Source organism: Trabulsiella guamensis ATCC 49490 (genome assembly GCF_000734965.1).
GTDB lineage: Bacteria > Pseudomonadota > Gammaproteobacteria > Enterobacterales > Enterobacteriaceae > Trabulsiella > Trabulsiella guamensis.
Genome location: NZ_JMTB01000021.1, coordinates 1 through 16,080 on the forward strand (window position 1 = coordinate 1; position 16,080 = coordinate 16,080).

The window sequence follows — 16,080 nt, forward strand, 5'->3', positions numbered from 1 at the left end:
GGCCCGCAATATTGGTGAACTGAAAGCCGGTGTAGAAGGTCAGCTGACGAAGAACGTCACCCTGTGGGGTAACGTCGGTCAGCAGATCGGTGACAAAGGCTACAGCGATACCGCGGCGATGATTGGTATTAAAGCCTCATTCTGATAAAAACTGTGTGATATCAAGCGGCTTCGGCCGCTTTTTTTATGGGCCGCGTTTACCCCCGACACGAGTAGTGTTGATCTTTGTTGCGATCAGGCTTACAGTTATTGAATGTTATAACGTAACAACAAAAGGTAAGCCATGAAACCAGATATCCACCCGCATTATCGTACCGTGGTTTTTCACGACACCAGCGTGGACGAGTACTTCAAAGTTGGTTCGACCATTAAAACTGAACGGGAGATTGAACTGGAGGGGGTGACATACCCTTATGTCACCCTTGATGTTTCTGCGAAATCTCACCCGTATTACACCGGGAAGCAGAAGTCTTTTGCAACGGAAGGCAGCGCATCGCGGTTTAAAGCGCGTTTTAGCGGTTTTCTGAATGCGAAGCGGGGCTGAAGATGCAGGTACTGAATTCGCTTAAGCGCGCGAAACAGCGCCACCCGGACTGCCAGATCGTCAAACGGAAAGGGCGTTTGTACGTTATCTGTAAAAGTAATCCTCGCTTCAAGGCCGTGCAGGGGCGAAAGAAAAGACACTAACCAGCCGGATCTCGCCAGCTTTCCAGGGAATACCCTTGTTTCCCGTCGCCATTGACGGCAAGCAAGGGTAATTCAAGACTCGGAAATAAACCTACCTGATTAAAAGAATTAATCCTTATTTATTATTCGCAAGATAAATGATGAATTTATTTCTATATCTTTTGTGAATTGTTCATCTCGCATTTGAAATGAATTAAAGCAATTTCTATCAATAAAGAAACATAAACTCATATAATTATTAACTGCCAATTTATTCATCGGGTGTCAATATTAAACAGCTGGTTACAAGAAAAAGGTTGGTTTTATCAGGAGGGAATGGATGGAGTGTTGAAAGAAAAAGTTACAAAACAACGAAAAATATTTAAGGATTTTCTTATCGTTGGATCAAAATCTATTTATTTGATCTTTTATTGTCGTTTGCTTTATTATGTTTTTGACAAGAAGCCTCGTATAGATTAATTACAGTTCATGGATATAGGGAATTTCCGCCTTACTGGCCTTTGCAATATGGAACGCAACTGGTGGAACAAACCCGTCATCTTTATCCTGATTCCGAACTGTCAGAAAAGATTTCAGCACGCTGGCAATCAAAGCTGATTGCAAATTCTCTACCTGATACCAGCCTGACCGGGTGGCACAAGGGATTTACTGAACTTCAAAAATTGCAGGACAGACTTAATCAGCTTGACGAACAGAAGGGGAAATACCTGACAGTGAGTGAACTCAAAACGACGGTATTTTCAATATCAAAAGCATTCAACGACGGTGTTCCGGCTGAAGAATTGATACGACAATTGCGAACGACCTCTCAAAACCAGCCCCTGTCACAGGATTTACTCAACCGCACTGCGCTTAAACTCAGACAGTTGAATAATTCCTATATGATGGTCACTTCAGACAGAGCTGCAATGACTCAACAACAGTAGACATCATCACGTCAGTATCCGTGCGTTTATTTGAAACAGCACGGAAAGAAAAATCCACGCAATTGCGTGGATTTAATGGTTTTTGCAATTCTCAAAAGTTTCAACGAAACCTAATGAGACAACAAATCTTATTTAGACGTTAAACAGGAAGTTCATGACATCGCCATCTTTGACGATGTAGTCTTTCCCTTCTGCGCGCATCTTACCAGCTTCTTTCGCGCCCTGTTCACCTTTGTAAGTGATGAAATCTTCGTAAGAGATGGTCTGCGCGCGGATGAAGCCTTTTTCGAAGTCTGTATGGATTTTACCTGCCGCCTGCGGCGCGGTGGCGCCAACCGGAATGGTCCAGGCACGGACTTCTTTCACACCTGCGGTGAAGTAGGTCTGCAGATTCAGCAGCGCATAACCCGCGCGGATCACACGGTTCAGCCCGGGTTCTTCAAGACCCAGTTCCGCCATAAACTCGTCACGCTCTTCGTCGTCGAGTTCTGCGATGTCTGATTCAACCGCAGCACAAACGGGTACCACGACAGAACCTTCTTTCTCAGCGATTTCACGTACTTTGTCCAGGTACGGGTTGTTTTCGAAACCATCTTCGTTGACGTTGGCGATGTACATGGTCGGTTTCAGCGTCAGGAAACTCAGGTAGCGGATGGCTTCTTTTTCTTCTTTGCTCAGATCCAGTGCACGCAACATACCGGCGTTTTCCAGTTGCGGCAGGCACTTCTCCAGCACCGCCAGCTCAGCTTTGGCATCTTTATCGCCGCCTTTGGCTTTTTTGGAGATGCGGTGAATCGCGCGCTCGCACGCTTCGAGATCAGAGAGCGCCAGTTCGGTATTGATAACATCAATATCTTCAGCAGGATCTACTTTACCGGCAACGTGAATGATGTTGTCATTTTCGAAACAACGCACGACGTGACCAATAGCTTCGGTTTCACGGATGTTGGTCAGAAACTGGTTGCCCAGACCTTCACCTTTGGACGCGCCTTTCACCAGACCGGCGATGTCAACGAATTCCATGGTGGTCGGTAGAATGCGCTGAGGCTTAACAATTTCAGCCAGTTTGTCGAGACGCGGATCGGGCATCGGCACAACACCGGTGTTCGGCTCAATAGTACAGAAGGGAAAGTTTGCCGCTTCAATACCTGCTTTTGTGAGCGCATTGAACAGGGTGGATTTGCCGACGTTTGGCAAACCGACGATACCGCATTTGAATCCCATGTTTAAATCACCTTAATCTTTGGGTAATCAATCTGTTACAGGGAACAGATTGCAGAAAAATAAATAACTTCGCCTATTATACACGGCGGTTGGGCAAATTGCCGCCCTGAAGACGCTTATTGCGCCTTAAAGGCATGTAATCGGTTGGTGGCTTTGGTCAGACCGTCTTTCAGCCAGATCTCAGTGCAGCGTGCCGCTTCGTCAATCGCCTCGTCAATCAACTTCTGCTCTGCCGCTTGGGGTTTGCCAAGTACAAAGCCGACAACTTTATTTTTATCGCCCGGATGGCCAATTCCGACGCGTAAGCGATAAAAGTTGGGGTTATTACCCAGCTTACTGATGATGTCTTTCAGGCCATTATGGCCGCCGTGACCGCCACCGAGTTTAAATTTTGCCACGCCAGGGGGAAGATCCAGTTCGTCGTGTGCGACGAGAATTTCATCGGGATTGATGCGATAAAACGTCGCCAGCGCGGCAACGGCCTTGCCGCTCAGATTCATAAACGTCGTCGGCACCAGCAGGCGTACATCTTCACCGGAGAGGTTAATACGCGAGGTGTAGCCAAAGAACTTCGGCTCTTCACGCAGCGGAGCACGATAGCGTTCTGCCAGCAAATCTACATACCAGGCGCCTGCGTTATGGCGCGTTGCCGCGTATTCGGCACCGGGGTTTGCCAGGCCGACAATCAGCTTAATGGTCACGTCTTTTATCCTGAATGGGTCGAAATCTGGCGCGTAGTTTACTGGTTGCGGCGCCGGTTGACAAAACGAAGCGCAAAAAAATGAGATAATTGCGCGGCTGAACCATTAGAATTTCAATTAGTTCAGCGAGTTAATTGTAAAGATTTGTTGACTATATCTTCGTTATTGTGATCCTTAACGCAATCCCTGTTTCGTATGTTGCCTATACTTTAGACACAAGGATAAGAGGGGCTTTCCCTCTCAGCCCAAGTTCCGGAGGTGACATATGAAACGCAAAAACGCTTCGCTGCTCGGTAACGTGCTCATGGGTCTGGGGTTAGTGGTCATGGTGGTGGGAGTAGGGTACTCCATTTTAAACCAGCTTCCGCAACTTAATTTGCCACAGTTTTTTGCCCACGGTGCCGTATTGAGCATCTTCCTGGGCGCAATTCTCTGGCTGGCGGGTGCACGTGTCGGCGGGCATGAAAGAGTCACCGACAAATACTGGTGGGTACGGCACTACGATAAACGCTGCCGTCGCGATCAGCACCCACACAGCTAACGAAATGAATCACGGCTCCCGAGGGAGCCGTTTTGTTTACAGGATGTCCGCGAGCGCCGCGTCCCGGTTCGGGTAGAAACTCAGGCGACCAGGAATCGGCTGGATCCCCGCGCGCGCCATGGTGCGCAGCGGCTGGAATTCCACGTTAGATACCCGCAGTTCACAGCCTTCCGGCAGTTTATCGACAAAACGCTGAAACGCGTTGAGACCGCCAGCATCCAGTACCGGCACAGCATCCCACTTCAGTACTACAATACGTTTGCCGACAATTCGCGATTCCAGATCATTAAATAATCCTTCCGCCGCCGCAAAGAACAGCGGACCGATCACGCGCAGCACCAGCACATCGTCAGGCACGGCGACATTAACCGGCGCCAGGCGCGTCATACGGGCAATACGGCGCATGAACAGCAGCGAGGCGAGGACGATGCCGACGCTAATGGCGATGACCATATCAAACAGCACCGTCAGCGACATACAAATCAGCATGACGATGATGTCGTCTTTTGGCGCGCGACGCAGCAGGTTAACGACCTTGTGCGCCTCGCTCATGTTCCAGGCCACCATCAACAGTAACGCAGCCATGGCGGACAGTGGTAGCCAGGAGAGCAGCGGGGCGAGGGCCAGCAGCGCCAGAATCACCAGCACCGCATGAATGACGGCAGCGATCGGCGACGTAGCGCCTGCACGAACGTTCGCCGCTGAGCGGGCAATCGCAGCGGTGGCGGTAATCCCGCCGAAGAACGGCGCGACAATATTGCCCATTCCCTGACCGATAAGCTCGCTGTTAGCCTTGTGCTTTGTGCCGGTCATGCCGTCAAGCACTACGGCGCAAAGCAGTGATTCGATAGCGCCGAGCATCGCCATCGAGAAAGCAGCAGGCAGTAGTGCCTGCAATGAATTCCAGCTCAGCGTAAATTCAGAGTCCGGTAAATTCCATGGCAGCACCAGTTGTGGCAACAGTTGCGGGATCCCGTTGCCCTGCGAGCCATCGGCGAGAACGTAGTGGAACTGAGAGCCAATGGTCGCGACCTGACCACCCAGCATATTCACCATAGCCATGACCGCACAGCCTGCCAGTAGTGCCGGAAGGTGTCCCGGCACTCGGATGCCAAGTCGCGGCCAGACGATGAGCGTGCCGAGCGTGACGACGCCAATCGCCGCGTCGCCAATATTAATACTCGGCAGCGCCATCACCAGCGCACCGAGTTTTTGTAAATAGTGTTCCGGCATATGAGGGATCTGCAAACCGAGAAAATCTTTGATTTGCATGGTTCCGATGGTGATACCTATCCCTGATGTAAAGCCCAGCGTCACCGATAACGGAATATATTCGATCAACCGACCGAAGCGGGCGAGGCCAAAGAGGATGAGAAAAACCCCAGACATCAGCGTCGCCACCAGCAGACCAGCAAGGCCAAATTGCTGAGACACCGGGTAGAGGATCACCACAAACGCTGCCGTCGGGCCGGAAACGCTGTAGCGGGAACCGCCCGCGAGGGCGATGACAATCCCGGCCACTGCAGAGGTATACAGACCGTATTGCGGCGCCACACCGCTACCAATCGCCAGCGCCATTGCCAGTGGGATCGCAATAATCCCGACCGTTACCCCGGCAATCAGATCGCGTGTAAAGCGCGGCAGAGTATATTTCTCTTTCCAGCACGCATCGATGAGGGCCTGGAAAGGCATTACATGTGAAGTCACTTTGTTCACTATTTGTTTCATCCGTGAGCGCATCATCTGTCATGTCAATGGCAGGTGAAGGAGGCAATAACAGTTAATTAATAAATCATACAAATGGTCAACACGGACAAAAAAACCCGCCGCAGCGGGTTTTATCAGGCCGGGTTCGATTAATGTTCGAACATGGCAGAAATCGATTCTTCGTTGCTGATACGACGAATCGCTTCGGCCAGCATGCCGGACAGCGTCAGGGTACGCACGTTCGGCAGGGCTTTGATTTCATCCGTTAGCGGGATGGTATCACAAACCACAACTTCGTCGATGACAGAGTTACGCAGGTTATTTGCCGCATTTCCAGAGAAGATCGGGTGTGTAGCGTAGGCGAACACGCGTTTTGCACCACGCTCTTTCAGAGCTTCTGCCGCTTTACACAACGTACCACCGGTATCGATCATGTCGTCAACCAGCACGCAGTCGCGACCGGCAACGTCACCGATGATATGCATCACCTGAGAAACGTTAGCGCGCGGACGGCGTTTGTCGATGATTGCCATGTCGGTATCGTTCAGCAGTTTCGCGATAGCGCGTGCACGAACCACGCCGCCGATGTCCGGAGAAACCACAATCGGGTTATCCAGATTCAGCTGGAGCATATCTTCGAGCAGGATCGGGCTGCCAAATACGTTATCAACCGGGACATCAAAGAAGCCCTGGATCTGTTCAGCATGCAGGTCAACGGTCAGTACACGGTCAACGCCAACGCTCGACAGGAAGTCAGCGACAACTTTAGCGGTGATTGGTACACGTGCGGAACGCACGCGGCGGTCCTGACGAGCATAACCAAAGTAAGGAATTACAGCAGTGATACGGCCTGCGGAAGCACGACGCAGGGCATCGACCATAACAACCAGTTCCATCAGGTTGTCGTTGGTAGGGGCACAAGTGGACTGGATGATGAAAATATCACCACCGCGTACGTTTTCGTTAATTTGTACGCTGACTTCACCGTCACTAAAACGACCTACAGCGGCGTCGCCAAGAGAAGTGTACAGGCGGTTGGCAATACGTTGTGCTAGTTCCGGGGTAGCGTTACCAGCAAAAAGCTTCATATCAGGCACGAGAAGAACCTCAGGCATGCGTCCAGTGGTGGATGAAAAGGGCCAAAAATTGTGCGGGCCGGGCGCCGTTTCATCCAGGCGGTGTATTTAAAGAGCGCGATGCAACGTCTGGAACAAGAGTGACGTTGTCACCGTGACTCAGTCTGCTCCAAAATGGCGTATTGCAACGGAGAGGTGTTCATCCCTCGCGCCACAAAGCCGTGCAGCCATTCCGGGGCTTGCTCTAGCACCTGACGAGCGGCGGATTCAGTGTCAAATTCAGCAAAGACACAAGCTCCTGTGCCAGTCAGGCGCGACGGCGCGTATTCTAACAGCCAGGAAAGCGCCGCATCAACCTCGCGAAAACGTTTTCTTGCGATAACCTCGCAATCGTTGGCAAATTCACATTTTAATAACGTTTCTATTGACCGCACAGGTGTATTTCGCGGTAGCGCTGGATCGCCAAAAATCACTGGGGTAGGAATGCTGACGCCCGGGTGAGCGACGAGGTACCATTTTTCAGGGACATCCACCGGGGTGAGTACTTCGCCGATCCCTTCGGCGAAGGCGGCGTGCCCACGCACAAAGACCGGGACATCCGCGCCGAGGGTCAGGCCACGCGCGGCAAGTTCATCACCGGACAGCCCGCAACTCCAGAGATGATTCAGGGCGACGAGCACCGTCGCCGCGTTGGACGAGCCGCCACCAAGACCGCCGCCCATCGGTAGCCGCTTGTCGATACTGATATCGGCACCGCTGCCTGCAGGCGCGGCATCAATCAGCCGCCGTGCGGCGCGAATAATCAGATTCTGCTCGTCAGGCACCCCGTCGACAGGCGTCAGCAGTCGAAGCTGACCATCCTGACGCGGTTCGATGGTGATGGTGTCGCCGTAATCAAGAAACTGAAACAGCGTCTGCAGGGTATGGTAACCATCCGGGCGTTGTCCGGTGATATACAGAAACAGGTTCAGTTTTGCAGGGGAAGGCCAGCGGCTCATCATTTGACGATCCAGTTATCCATTTTCAGCTTGATGCGCTGGCTGCCGTCAGTCAGTTCCATATTAGAAGGCAATGCCGGGTGCGTTTTGCTGTCGTAGCTGCTGTAAGTGACTTTCCAGTTTTTGCCGTTCTGGCGATAATTGAGCGTGCTCAGGCGATACTGCTCATCCAGCGTATAATCGGTGGCGTCACCGGGCAGGCCGAGGATCCACTGGCGCAAGCTGTTAAGCGGAATAGGCATGCCGGTCAGTTTAGCAATCATCTCTTCGGCGTTGGTGTCAGTGTAATGCTGGCCTTTATTGTCCACTAATTCCACGCTGCCGGGTTGCGCGTTCAGCTCAAGTTCAGTGCTGCCGAGCGGGTTGGTCAGCAGCAGACGATAGCGATCCTGTCCCGTTTGTTGCCAGAAAAAGCGAGCATAAACTTTTTGTTCATCGGAAAGATACGCAAACGCGCCACGCGTCTGGTACTGGTTAAGCTGGCGGACCTGCTGCTCGTGCTGGCGCCACTGCGGCGAGTCAGGGCTTTTCCCCGGCCCTTTCGGTGCATTGATGGTGCAGGCGGTGAGAACCAGTGCTGCCAGCGGCAGCAGGTGAATCAGTCGGGGCGTGCGCATCATTGTGACAAATCCTTGAGGTGCGTTGCATAACGTTGTTAACCCTTTATGCTAGCGTTGTGTATGAATAGCGTCTACGTTCATGTTGTCTTAATTCACAAAATTCGCGGCCCGGGCCAGTACGCCAAAAGGGGCAGTCTCTTTTATTGGAACCGTGCATCCTGTATGATGCATACAGACTAACCTTATCAACGCTGGTACTACTCCCGCTCATATGACCCTGTTAGCTCTCGGCATCAACCACAAAACAGCTCCGGTCGCGTTGCGAGAACGTGTTTCGTTTTCGCCGGATACGCTTGACCAGGCGCTGGAGAGTCTGCTGGCGCAACCGATGGTGCAGGGCGGTGTAGTGCTCTCGACCTGCAACCGCACGGAGCTTTATCTCAGCGTGGAAGAGCAGGGAAATTTGCAGGAAGCGTTGATCCGCTGGCTTTGCGATTACCATAATCTCAATGAGTCCGATCTTCGTACCAGCCTCTACTGGCATCAGGATAACGATGCCGTTCGCCATCTTATGCGCGTTGCCAGCGGCCTGGATTCACTGGTGCTTGGCGAACCGCAAATCCTCGGTCAGGTAAAGAAGGCGTTCGCGGATTCCAGTCGCGGGCATATTCACGCCAGCGACCTGGAACGGATGTTTCAGAAATCGTTCTCCGTCGCTAAACGCGTTCGCACGGAAACGGATATCGGTGCCAGCGCGGTGTCGGTGGCGTTTGCGGCCTGTACACTGGCGCGGCAGATCTTCGAATCACTCTCCACGGTCACGGTGCTACTGGTTGGTGCCGGGGAGACCATCGAACTGGTGGCGCGTCATCTGCGTGAACACCGGGTTCAGAAGATGATTATCGCCAACCGGACGCGGGAGCGCGCGCAGGTGCTGGCGGATGAAGTCGGCGCTGAAGTGATAGCGCTGAGCGATGTCGATGAACGTCTGAAAGACGCCGATATTATAATCAGTTCCACCGCCAGCCCGCTGCCGATCATCGGTAAAGGGATGGTTGAGCGCGCCCTGAAAGCCCGCCGCAATCAGCCTATGCTGTTGGTGGATATCGCCGTTCCGCGTGACGTAGAACCCGAAGTCGGCAAACTTGCCAACGCCTACCTCTACAGCGTGGATGATCTACAGAATATTATTCAGCACAACCTGGCACAGCGACAGGCGGCTGCCGTGCAGGCGGAAAGCATCGTTGCGCAGGAAACCAGCGAGTTTATGGCCTGGCTGCGCGCGCAAAGCGCCAGTGAAACCATCCGTGATTTCCGCAGCCAGGCCGATCAGGTTCGTGATGAGCTGACTGCGAAAGCGCTGAGTGCGCTGGAGCAGGGCGGCGATCCGCAGGCCATCATTCAGGATCTGTCGAGAAAATTGACCAACCGCTTAATTCATACCCCGACCAAATCTCTTCAGCAGGCCGCCCGCGACGGGGATGACGAACGCCTGCATATTCTGCGCAACAGCCTCGGGCTGGAATAGCGCACCTCACTTTATATTTGATAACAAGGTGCATTTACGCCTATGAAGCCTTCTATCGTTGCTAAACTGGAAGCTCTGCATGAGCGCCATGAAGAAGTTCAGGCGCTGCTGGGCGATGCGGATACCATCGCCGACCAGGAGCGGTTCCGGGCGCTGTCGCGTGAGTACGCACAGCTTAGCGATGTTTCACGTTGTTTTACCGACTGGCGTCAGGTTCAGGATGACATTGACGCGGCACAGATGATGCTCGACGACCCGGAAATGCGCGAAATGGCGCAAGAAGAGCTACGTGACGCGAAAGAGAAAAGCGAAGCGCTGGAGCAACAATTGCAGTTGCTATTGCTGCCGAAAGATCCCGACGACGAACGTAATGCCTATCTCGAAGTCCGCGCCGGTACCGGCGGAGATGAAGCCGCGTTGTTTGCCGGTGATCTGTTCCGTATGTATTCACGCTACGCCGAATCACGGCGCTGGCGAGTGGAAATCATGAGCGCCAGCGATGGCGAGCATGGTGGTTACAAAGAGGTGATCGCCAAAATTAGCGGTGACGGCGTCTATGGTTGTCTGAAATTTGAATCCGGCGGCCATCGCGTTCAGCGTGTGCCGGCGACGGAATCTCAGGGGCGTATTCATACTTCCGCTTGTACGGTTGCAGTGATGCCGGAACTGCCGGAAGCGGAAATGCCGGACATCAACCCGGCGGATCTGCGCATCGATACCTTCCGCTCTTCGGGCGCGGGCGGTCAGCACGTTAACACCACCGACTCCGCTATTCGTATTACCCACCTGCCAACCGGCATCGTGGTCGAGTGTCAGGACGAGCGTTCCCAGCACAAAAACAAAGCTAAAGCGCTGTCGGTACTCGGCTCACGCATTCGTGCGGCTGAAGCCGCTAAACGCCAGCAGGCGGAAGCCTCTGAACGACGCAACCTGTTAGGCAGTGGCGATCGCAGCGATCGCAATCGTACCTACAACTTCCCGCAGGGTCGCGTGACCGATCACCGCATCAACCTGACGTTATACCGTCTGGATGAAGTGATCGAAGGCAAACTGGACATGCTGATTGAGCCGATCGTGCAGGAATATCAGGCTGATCAGCTGGCAGCGCTTTCAGAGCAGGAATGATGACGTTTCAACAGTGGCTGGTTCAGGCGATAGCTCGTCTTGCTGCAAGTGAAAGTCCGCGTCGGGATGCAGAGATCCTGCTTGGTCATGTGACCGGCAAGGCGCGCACTTATATTCTGGCGTTTGATGAAACCACGCTCAGCCAGGCGCAGCTCGACACGCTGGAAGCGTTGCTGGTCCGCCGCGAACGTGGCGAGCCGGTGGCGCATCTGACGGGGCAGCGCGAATTCTGGTCACTGCCACTGTTTGTTTCACCTGCCACGCTGATCCCGCGGCCGGACACCGAATGTCTGGTCGAACAGGCGCTGGCTCGGCTTCCCGCGTCCGGTTGCCGCATCCTTGATTTAGGTACCGGGACTGGCGCGATTGCGCTGGCGCTGGCAAGTGAACGCCCTGATTGCCAGGTGACCGCGGTGGATGTGATCCCGGAAGCGGTCGCGCTGGCACAACGTAATGCTGAGAATCTCGGCATTCCTAACGTCACGCTGTTACAGAGTAGCTGGTTTACGGCGCTGACCGATCAGCCATTTGCAATGATCGTCAGCAATCCGCCTTATATTGATGAGCAGGACCCTCATCTGGCGCAGGGCGATGTACGTTTCGAGCCGAAAACCGCGCTGGTAGCGGCCGACCACGGTCTGGCTGATCTGGCGCACATCATTCGTGAAGGGCGTCATTACCTGTTGCATGATGGCATGATGCTACTCGAGCATGGCTGGACGCAGGGCGCGGCGGTACGGGCGCTTTTTGCCGAGGCCGGTTACGTGGCGGTAGAAACCTGCCGTGACTACGGCGGCAATGAACGTCTGACGCTGGGGAGAAAAGCGTGAATATTTTCACGGTGGTGCTGGCTATCCATATCCTGACGGCAGGGCTGTCCATCAGCCTGTTTGTGCTGCGTTACTGGTGGAAATATCAGCGCAGCCCACGGTTGACGGCGCGTTGGGTGAAAGTGCTGCCACACGCTGTCGATACGCTGCTGCTACTCAGCGGCGCCGGGCTTATCGCAATAACGCACTATCTGCCCTTCACCGAAGACGGGGCATGGCTGACTGAAAAGCTGTTTGGCGTTATTATTTACATCGTTTTGGGTTTTATCGCGTTGGGACGTCGGTTTCAGCGCAGCCAGCAGGTGGGTTTTATCGCTTTCCTGCTGGGGCTGGTGGTGCTGTTCATCATCATTAAACTCGCCATCACTAAAGTACCGTTACTGGGGTAGGTCATGAGGTCATTAGCCGATTTTGAATTTAACAACGCGCCTTTATGCGATGGAATGATCCTCATTTCTGAATTGATTCGTGACGATTTTCACGCGCAGCACGTCAGTCGCGAGCTGGAACAACTGGTCAGCCTGGCGCAGGAAGAAATCAGCCCTGCCTGGACGCAAAACCGGCAGATGGAACGGTTGCTGGAATTGTTTTACGGCGACTGGGGATTCAGCGATTCCCGGGGTGTTTATCGCCTTTCCGATGCCTTATGGTTGGATCAGGTGCTGGCGAATCGTCAGGGCAGCGCGGTATCGCTGGGCGCAATTTTCCTGTGGGTCGCGCAGCGTCTGTCGCTGCCGGTTGTGCCGGTGATTTTCCCGACCCAGTTGATTTTGCGCGCCGACACTGATCCCGACGAAATGTGGCTGATTAACCCGTTCAATGGTGACACGCTGGACGAGCATACGCTGGAAGTATGGCTGAAAGGCAATATCGGCCCGGTGGCGGAACTGTACAACGAAGATCTCGATGAAGCGGATAACGCGGAAGTTATTCGCAAATTACTCGATACGTTGAAGTCCGCGCTTATGGAAGAGCAACAGATGGAGCTGGCGCTACGGGCCAGCGAAGTGTTGCTGCAGTTTAACCCTGAAGATCCGTACGAAATCCGCGACCGCGGACTGATTTACGCCCAGCTGGAGTGCGAACATGTCGCACTGCTGGACTTAAGCTATTTTGTGGAGCAGTGCCCGGAAGATCCGATCAGCGAGATGATCCGCGCACAAATCAACACGATTTCGCATAAACAAATTACATTGCATTAATCTGGAATGAATCCGGTTAACCCCTGATAAGGCGATCCTATGAAACAAAAAGTGGTAAGCATTGGCGATATCAACGTAGCAAATGACCTGCCGTTCGTGCTGTTTGGTGGTATGAACGTGCTGGAATCCCGCGATCTCGCCATGCGTATATGCGAACACTATGTGACCGTCACCCAGAAGCTGGGCATCCCGTACGTGTTTAAAGCCTCTTTTGATAAGGCAAACCGTTCCTCTATTCATTCCTACCGTGGCCCGGGCCTCGAAGAGGGGATGAAGATTTTCCAGGAACTGAAACAGACCTTCGGTGTGAAAGTCATTACTGACGTTCATGAAGCATCCCAGGCGCAGCCAGTAGCGGATGTTGTCGATGTGATTCAGTTACCGGCGTTTCTCGCGCGTCAGACCGATCTGGTCGAAGCGATGGCGAAAACCGGTGCCATCATCAACGTGAAGAAACCGCAGTTCGTCAGCCCAGGGCAGATGGGCAACATCGTGGATAAATTCCGTGAAGGCGGCAACGAGCAGGTGATCCTCTGCGATCGCGGTGCAAACTTCGGTTACGACAACCTGGTGGTTGATATGCTGGGCTTTAGCGTGATGAAGAAAGTTTCTGGCAACGCGCCGGTGATTTTTGACGTGACCCACGCGCTGCAGTGCCGCGACCCGTTTGGTGCGGCTTCCAGTGGTCGTCGTGCGCAGGTGACGGAACTGGCTCGCGCCGGGATGGCGACCGGCCTGGCCGGGCTGTTCATTGAAGCGCATCCGGATCCGGATCACGCGAAATGCGACGGTCCGTCCGCACTGCCGCTTGATAAGCTTGAACCGTTCCTGAAACAGATCAAAGCAATTGACGATCTGGTGAAAAGCTTCGACGAACTGGACACCAGCCACTAATAATAAACCCCGCTTCGCGGGGTTTTTTGTCTCTGCGTCCGTTATGCAAATATCGTCATCAGATAGGCGATAAACAGCGCCAGATGCGCCGCACCGTTCAGTACATTCGTGCGACCGGTGGAGAAGGAGATCTGGCACAGTACCAACGACGCCACCATCACAATCATCTCCGGCGCGCCCAAAGCAAAGTGGAGATCATTGCCGGTCATAAAGGCAATAAGCGTCACCACCGGCACCGTCAGTGAAATGGTTGCCAGCACGGAACCGAAGAAGAGATTCATCGCCCGTTGTACCTGATTGTTCAGCACCGCTTTCAGCGCCCCCAGTCCTTCCGGGGAGAGGATCAGCAGCGCCACCAGGAAACCGGTAAAAGCCACTGGCGCGTTCATGGAGGTCAGCAGCGCTTCCAGTGGATTCGCGTTCATTTTGGTCACTGCAATCACCGCTACCAGATGAATAATCAGCCAGGCGGTATGCCACAGATTGCCGTGGGCCGAGGGTTTGCCATGATGGGGATCGTCATCGTCGCTGTCGTCTTCATGCTCGTAAACAAACAGGCTTTGGTGCGTTTTCGTCTGAATCAGCAGGAAAACACCATACATCGCAGCAGAGATTGCGGCGACCAGCAGAGACTGACCGATGCTGAAATTGCCGCCGGGCAATGCCATCGGGAACACCAGCACAATGATTGCCAGCGGGAAAAGAGCAATCAGATACTGTTTGATGCCAAACAGATTCATATACTGAGTGGCAAATTTACGTCCACCAAGCAGCAGTGAAAAACCGACCAGACCGCCGGTGACAATCATAATGATAGAATAGAGCGTGTCGCGCATCAGCGTTGGCGCGGCGTCGCCGGTCGCCATTAATGCGGAAATCAGGCTGACTTCAAGAATAACGACGGAAAGGCTTAAAATCAGTGAACCATAAGGTTCGCCAAGGCGGTGTGCCAGCACGTCGGCATGACGTACGACACTGAATGCGCTGCTTAAGATACCGACCAGCGCCAGAAGGTTAATCCCGATGATCACTGGCAGTGACTGGCTGCTTCCGAGAAACAGCAGCACTGCCAGCGCCAGCACCGGGAAAATGAGCGACGTCTCCTTGTGGCGGGTCTTTACCGCCTCATGTGCATGGGTCATGAACCATCTCCATTAATGCAGGTATTTTGCTAAATTGATCTAATTATAGATGACGTAAGCCGCTAAAATAACAGAGTTTCTTTCAAATACGTTGCGTTTTTACTCAAATTTACCCGTCGGTGTTTATTACACTTAACTTACGGCATATTTTCTCATTCTGTTTAATTTAGGTTTAGATTACAGAGAATTATCTTAATCTTAAATTAAGCAACCTTTCTCCCTGGAAATGAAAGGGAATTTGTCCCAGGCTTAATATTCCCTGACTACATGTGGAGATGACCATGCCATATAAAAGTAAAAGCGATTTGCCAGACAGCGTAAAACATGTTTTGCCATCTCATGCGCAGGATATTTATAAAGAAGCGTTCAATAGCGCCTGGGACCAGTACAAGGACAAGTCTGAACGCCGCGACGACGCCAGCCGCGAGGAGACAGCGCACAAGGTCGCGTGGGCTGCGGTGAAGCACGACTATGAAAAAGGTGATGACGATAAATGGCATAAAAAGAAATAAATATCACAAACTCTTATTTTAACTTTTATGGCCTTGCCACCGTACCGTTAATTGTTTATCTTCATCAAATGCTGGATAATAATTCAGCAATGCGCCGGGATGGCGAAAATAAGATGTTGCAGGGAAGCAGGCAGTGGTGGAGGTTAAAATTGTTAACGCGTGATTTCTTAATGAAAGCCGATTGTAAAACGGCTTTTGGTTCTATTGAGGAATCGCTACTCTGGTCATCGGAACAACGTGCGGCGTCATTAGCGGCGACGTTGGCCTGTCGACCAGATGATGGGCCGGTATGGATTTTTGGTTACGGTTCATTAATGTGGAACCCGGCGCTGGATTTTACGGAATCCTGTACCGGCACACTGGTGGGCTGGCACCGTGCATTTTGTCTGCGTCTGACCGCCGGGCGGGGAACCGCCTGTCAGCCTGG

20 protein-coding genes are annotated in these 16,080 nt (G+C 52.9%); 13 read left to right on the forward strand and 7 right to left on the reverse strand.

The window, feature by feature from the left end; all coding sequences use genetic code 11:
• From GTGU_RS26825 to GTGU_RS01750, 4 genes are all read left to right on the forward strand, one after another.
• Window positions 1-145 (forward strand): autotransporter outer membrane beta-barrel domain-containing protein (locus tag GTGU_RS26825; protein WP_156963996.1); only part of this gene is annotated, 145 nt, incomplete at its 5' end.
• Window positions 146-283: 138 nt separating this feature from the next.
• Window positions 284-544 carry a type B 50S ribosomal protein L31 gene (locus tag GTGU_RS01745; protein ID WP_038153773.1) on the forward strand — a complete coding sequence of 87 codons (261 nt, stop codon included), beginning with the start codon at window positions 284-286 and terminating at the stop codon, window positions 542-544.
• A gap of 2 nt (window positions 545-546) precedes the next feature.
• Complete coding sequence (ykgO, locus tag GTGU_RS24220) at window positions 547-687, forward strand: type B 50S ribosomal protein L36 (RefSeq protein ID WP_072011883.1); 141 nt, start codon at window positions 547-549, stop codon at window positions 685-687.
• A gap of 458 nt (window positions 688-1,145) precedes the next feature.
• Entirely contained in the window at window positions 1,146-1,613 is a 468-nt protein-coding gene (locus GTGU_RS01750; protein WP_084222732.1) for a VasL domain-containing protein, read from the forward strand.
• Window positions 1,614-1,745: 132 nt separating this feature from the next.
• Here GTGU_RS01750 and ychF read toward each other — a convergent pair whose 3' ends face one another.
• Complete coding sequence (ychF, locus tag GTGU_RS01755) at window positions 1,746-2,837, reverse strand: redox-regulated ATPase YchF (RefSeq protein ID WP_038153776.1); 1,092 nt, start codon at window positions 2,835-2,837, stop codon at window positions 1,746-1,748.
• A gap of 116 nt (window positions 2,838-2,953) precedes the next feature.
• Complete coding sequence (gene pth, locus GTGU_RS01760) at window positions 2,954-3,538, reverse strand: aminoacyl-tRNA hydrolase (RefSeq protein ID WP_038153777.1); 585 nt, start codon at window positions 3,536-3,538, stop codon at window positions 2,954-2,956.
• Window positions 3,539-3,803: 265 nt separating this feature from the next.
• On the opposite strand from pth, the gene ychH reads away from it, so the two are divergent.
• Entirely contained in the window at window positions 3,804-4,079 is a 276-nt protein-coding gene (gene ychH, locus GTGU_RS01765) for a stress-induced protein YchH (protein ID WP_038153779.1), read from the forward strand.
• A 36-nt stretch (window positions 4,080-4,115) separates the two neighbouring features.
• Here ychH and dauA read toward each other — a convergent pair whose 3' ends face one another.
• The 4 genes from dauA to lolB form a co-directional block, all read right to left on the reverse strand.
• Window positions 4,116-5,807, reverse strand: a complete 1,692-nt coding sequence (dauA, locus tag GTGU_RS01770) for a C4-dicarboxylic acid transporter DauA (protein ID WP_072011885.1) — start codon at window positions 5,805-5,807, stop codon at window positions 4,116-4,118.
• Between the two features lie 128 nt (window positions 5,808-5,935).
• A complete protein-coding gene (gene prs / locus GTGU_RS01775) occupies window positions 5,936-6,883 on the reverse strand; it encodes a ribose-phosphate diphosphokinase (RefSeq protein ID WP_001518537.1) in 948 nt (315 codons plus the stop codon).
• Between the two features lie 128 nt (window positions 6,884-7,011).
• A complete protein-coding gene (ispE, locus tag GTGU_RS01780; protein ID WP_038153784.1) occupies window positions 7,012-7,863 on the reverse strand; it encodes a 4-(cytidine 5'-diphospho)-2-C-methyl-D-erythritol kinase in 852 nt (283 codons plus the stop codon).
• Complete coding sequence (gene lolB, locus GTGU_RS01785) at window positions 7,860-8,480, reverse strand: lipoprotein insertase outer membrane protein LolB (protein ID WP_156963998.1); 621 nt, start codon at window positions 8,478-8,480, stop codon at window positions 7,860-7,862. Before lolB ends, ispE begins: the two co-directional genes overlap by 4 nt.
• A 211-nt stretch (window positions 8,481-8,691) precedes the next feature.
• On the opposite strand from lolB, the gene hemA reads away from it, so the two are divergent.
• The 6 genes from hemA to kdsA are packed head-to-tail and all read left to right on the forward strand — an operon-like array spanning window position 8,692 to window position 13,999.
• Window positions 8,692-9,948, forward strand: coding sequence for a glutamyl-tRNA reductase (hemA, locus tag GTGU_RS01790; RefSeq protein ID WP_038153785.1), 1,257 nt, complete (start codon window positions 8,692-8,694; stop codon window positions 9,946-9,948).
• A gap of 42 nt (window positions 9,949-9,990) precedes the next feature.
• Window positions 9,991-11,073, forward strand: a complete 1,083-nt coding sequence (gene prfA, locus GTGU_RS01795) for a peptide chain release factor 1 (protein WP_038153786.1) — start codon at window positions 9,991-9,993, stop codon at window positions 11,071-11,073.
• Window positions 11,073-11,903, forward strand: a complete 831-nt coding sequence (prmC, locus tag GTGU_RS01800; RefSeq protein WP_038153787.1) for a peptide chain release factor N(5)-glutamine methyltransferase — start codon at window positions 11,073-11,075, stop codon at window positions 11,901-11,903. The genes prfA and prmC overlap by 1 nt, the downstream gene beginning before the upstream one ends.
• A complete protein-coding gene (sirB2, locus tag GTGU_RS01805; RefSeq protein WP_038153790.1) occupies window positions 11,900-12,292 on the forward strand; it encodes an invasion regulator SirB2 in 393 nt (130 codons plus the stop codon). Before prmC ends, sirB2 begins: the two co-directional genes overlap by 4 nt.
• Window positions 12,293-12,295: 3 nt before the next feature.
• Complete coding sequence (gene sirB1 / locus GTGU_RS01810) at window positions 12,296-13,105, forward strand: invasion regulator SirB1 (RefSeq protein ID WP_038153792.1); 810 nt, start codon at window positions 12,296-12,298, stop codon at window positions 13,103-13,105.
• A 39-nt stretch (window positions 13,106-13,144) separates the two neighbouring features.
• The gene (gene kdsA / locus GTGU_RS01815; RefSeq protein WP_038153793.1) at window positions 13,145-13,999 is read left to right on the forward strand and encodes a 3-deoxy-8-phosphooctulonate synthase; all 855 of its coding nucleotides are present in this window, start codon (window positions 13,145-13,147) and stop codon (window positions 13,997-13,999) included.
• Between the two features lie 41 nt (window positions 14,000-14,040).
• On the opposite strand, the gene chaA is transcribed toward kdsA, so the two are convergent.
• The gene (chaA, locus tag GTGU_RS01820; RefSeq protein ID WP_038153795.1) at window positions 14,041-15,141 is read right to left on the reverse strand and encodes a sodium-potassium/proton antiporter ChaA; all 1,101 of its coding nucleotides are present in this window, start codon (window positions 15,139-15,141) and stop codon (window positions 14,041-14,043) included.
• 281 nt (window positions 15,142-15,422) lie between these two features.
• On the opposite strand from chaA, the gene chaB reads away from it, so the two are divergent.
• Complete coding sequence (gene chaB, locus GTGU_RS01825) at window positions 15,423-15,653, forward strand: putative cation transport regulator ChaB (protein WP_038153796.1); 231 nt, start codon at window positions 15,423-15,425, stop codon at window positions 15,651-15,653.
• Between the two features lie 149 nt (window positions 15,654-15,802).
• Window positions 15,803-16,080, forward strand: a 278-nt coding sequence (locus GTGU_RS01830) for a gamma-glutamylcyclotransferase (RefSeq protein WP_211252858.1), incomplete at its 3' end; no start/stop codon positions are given.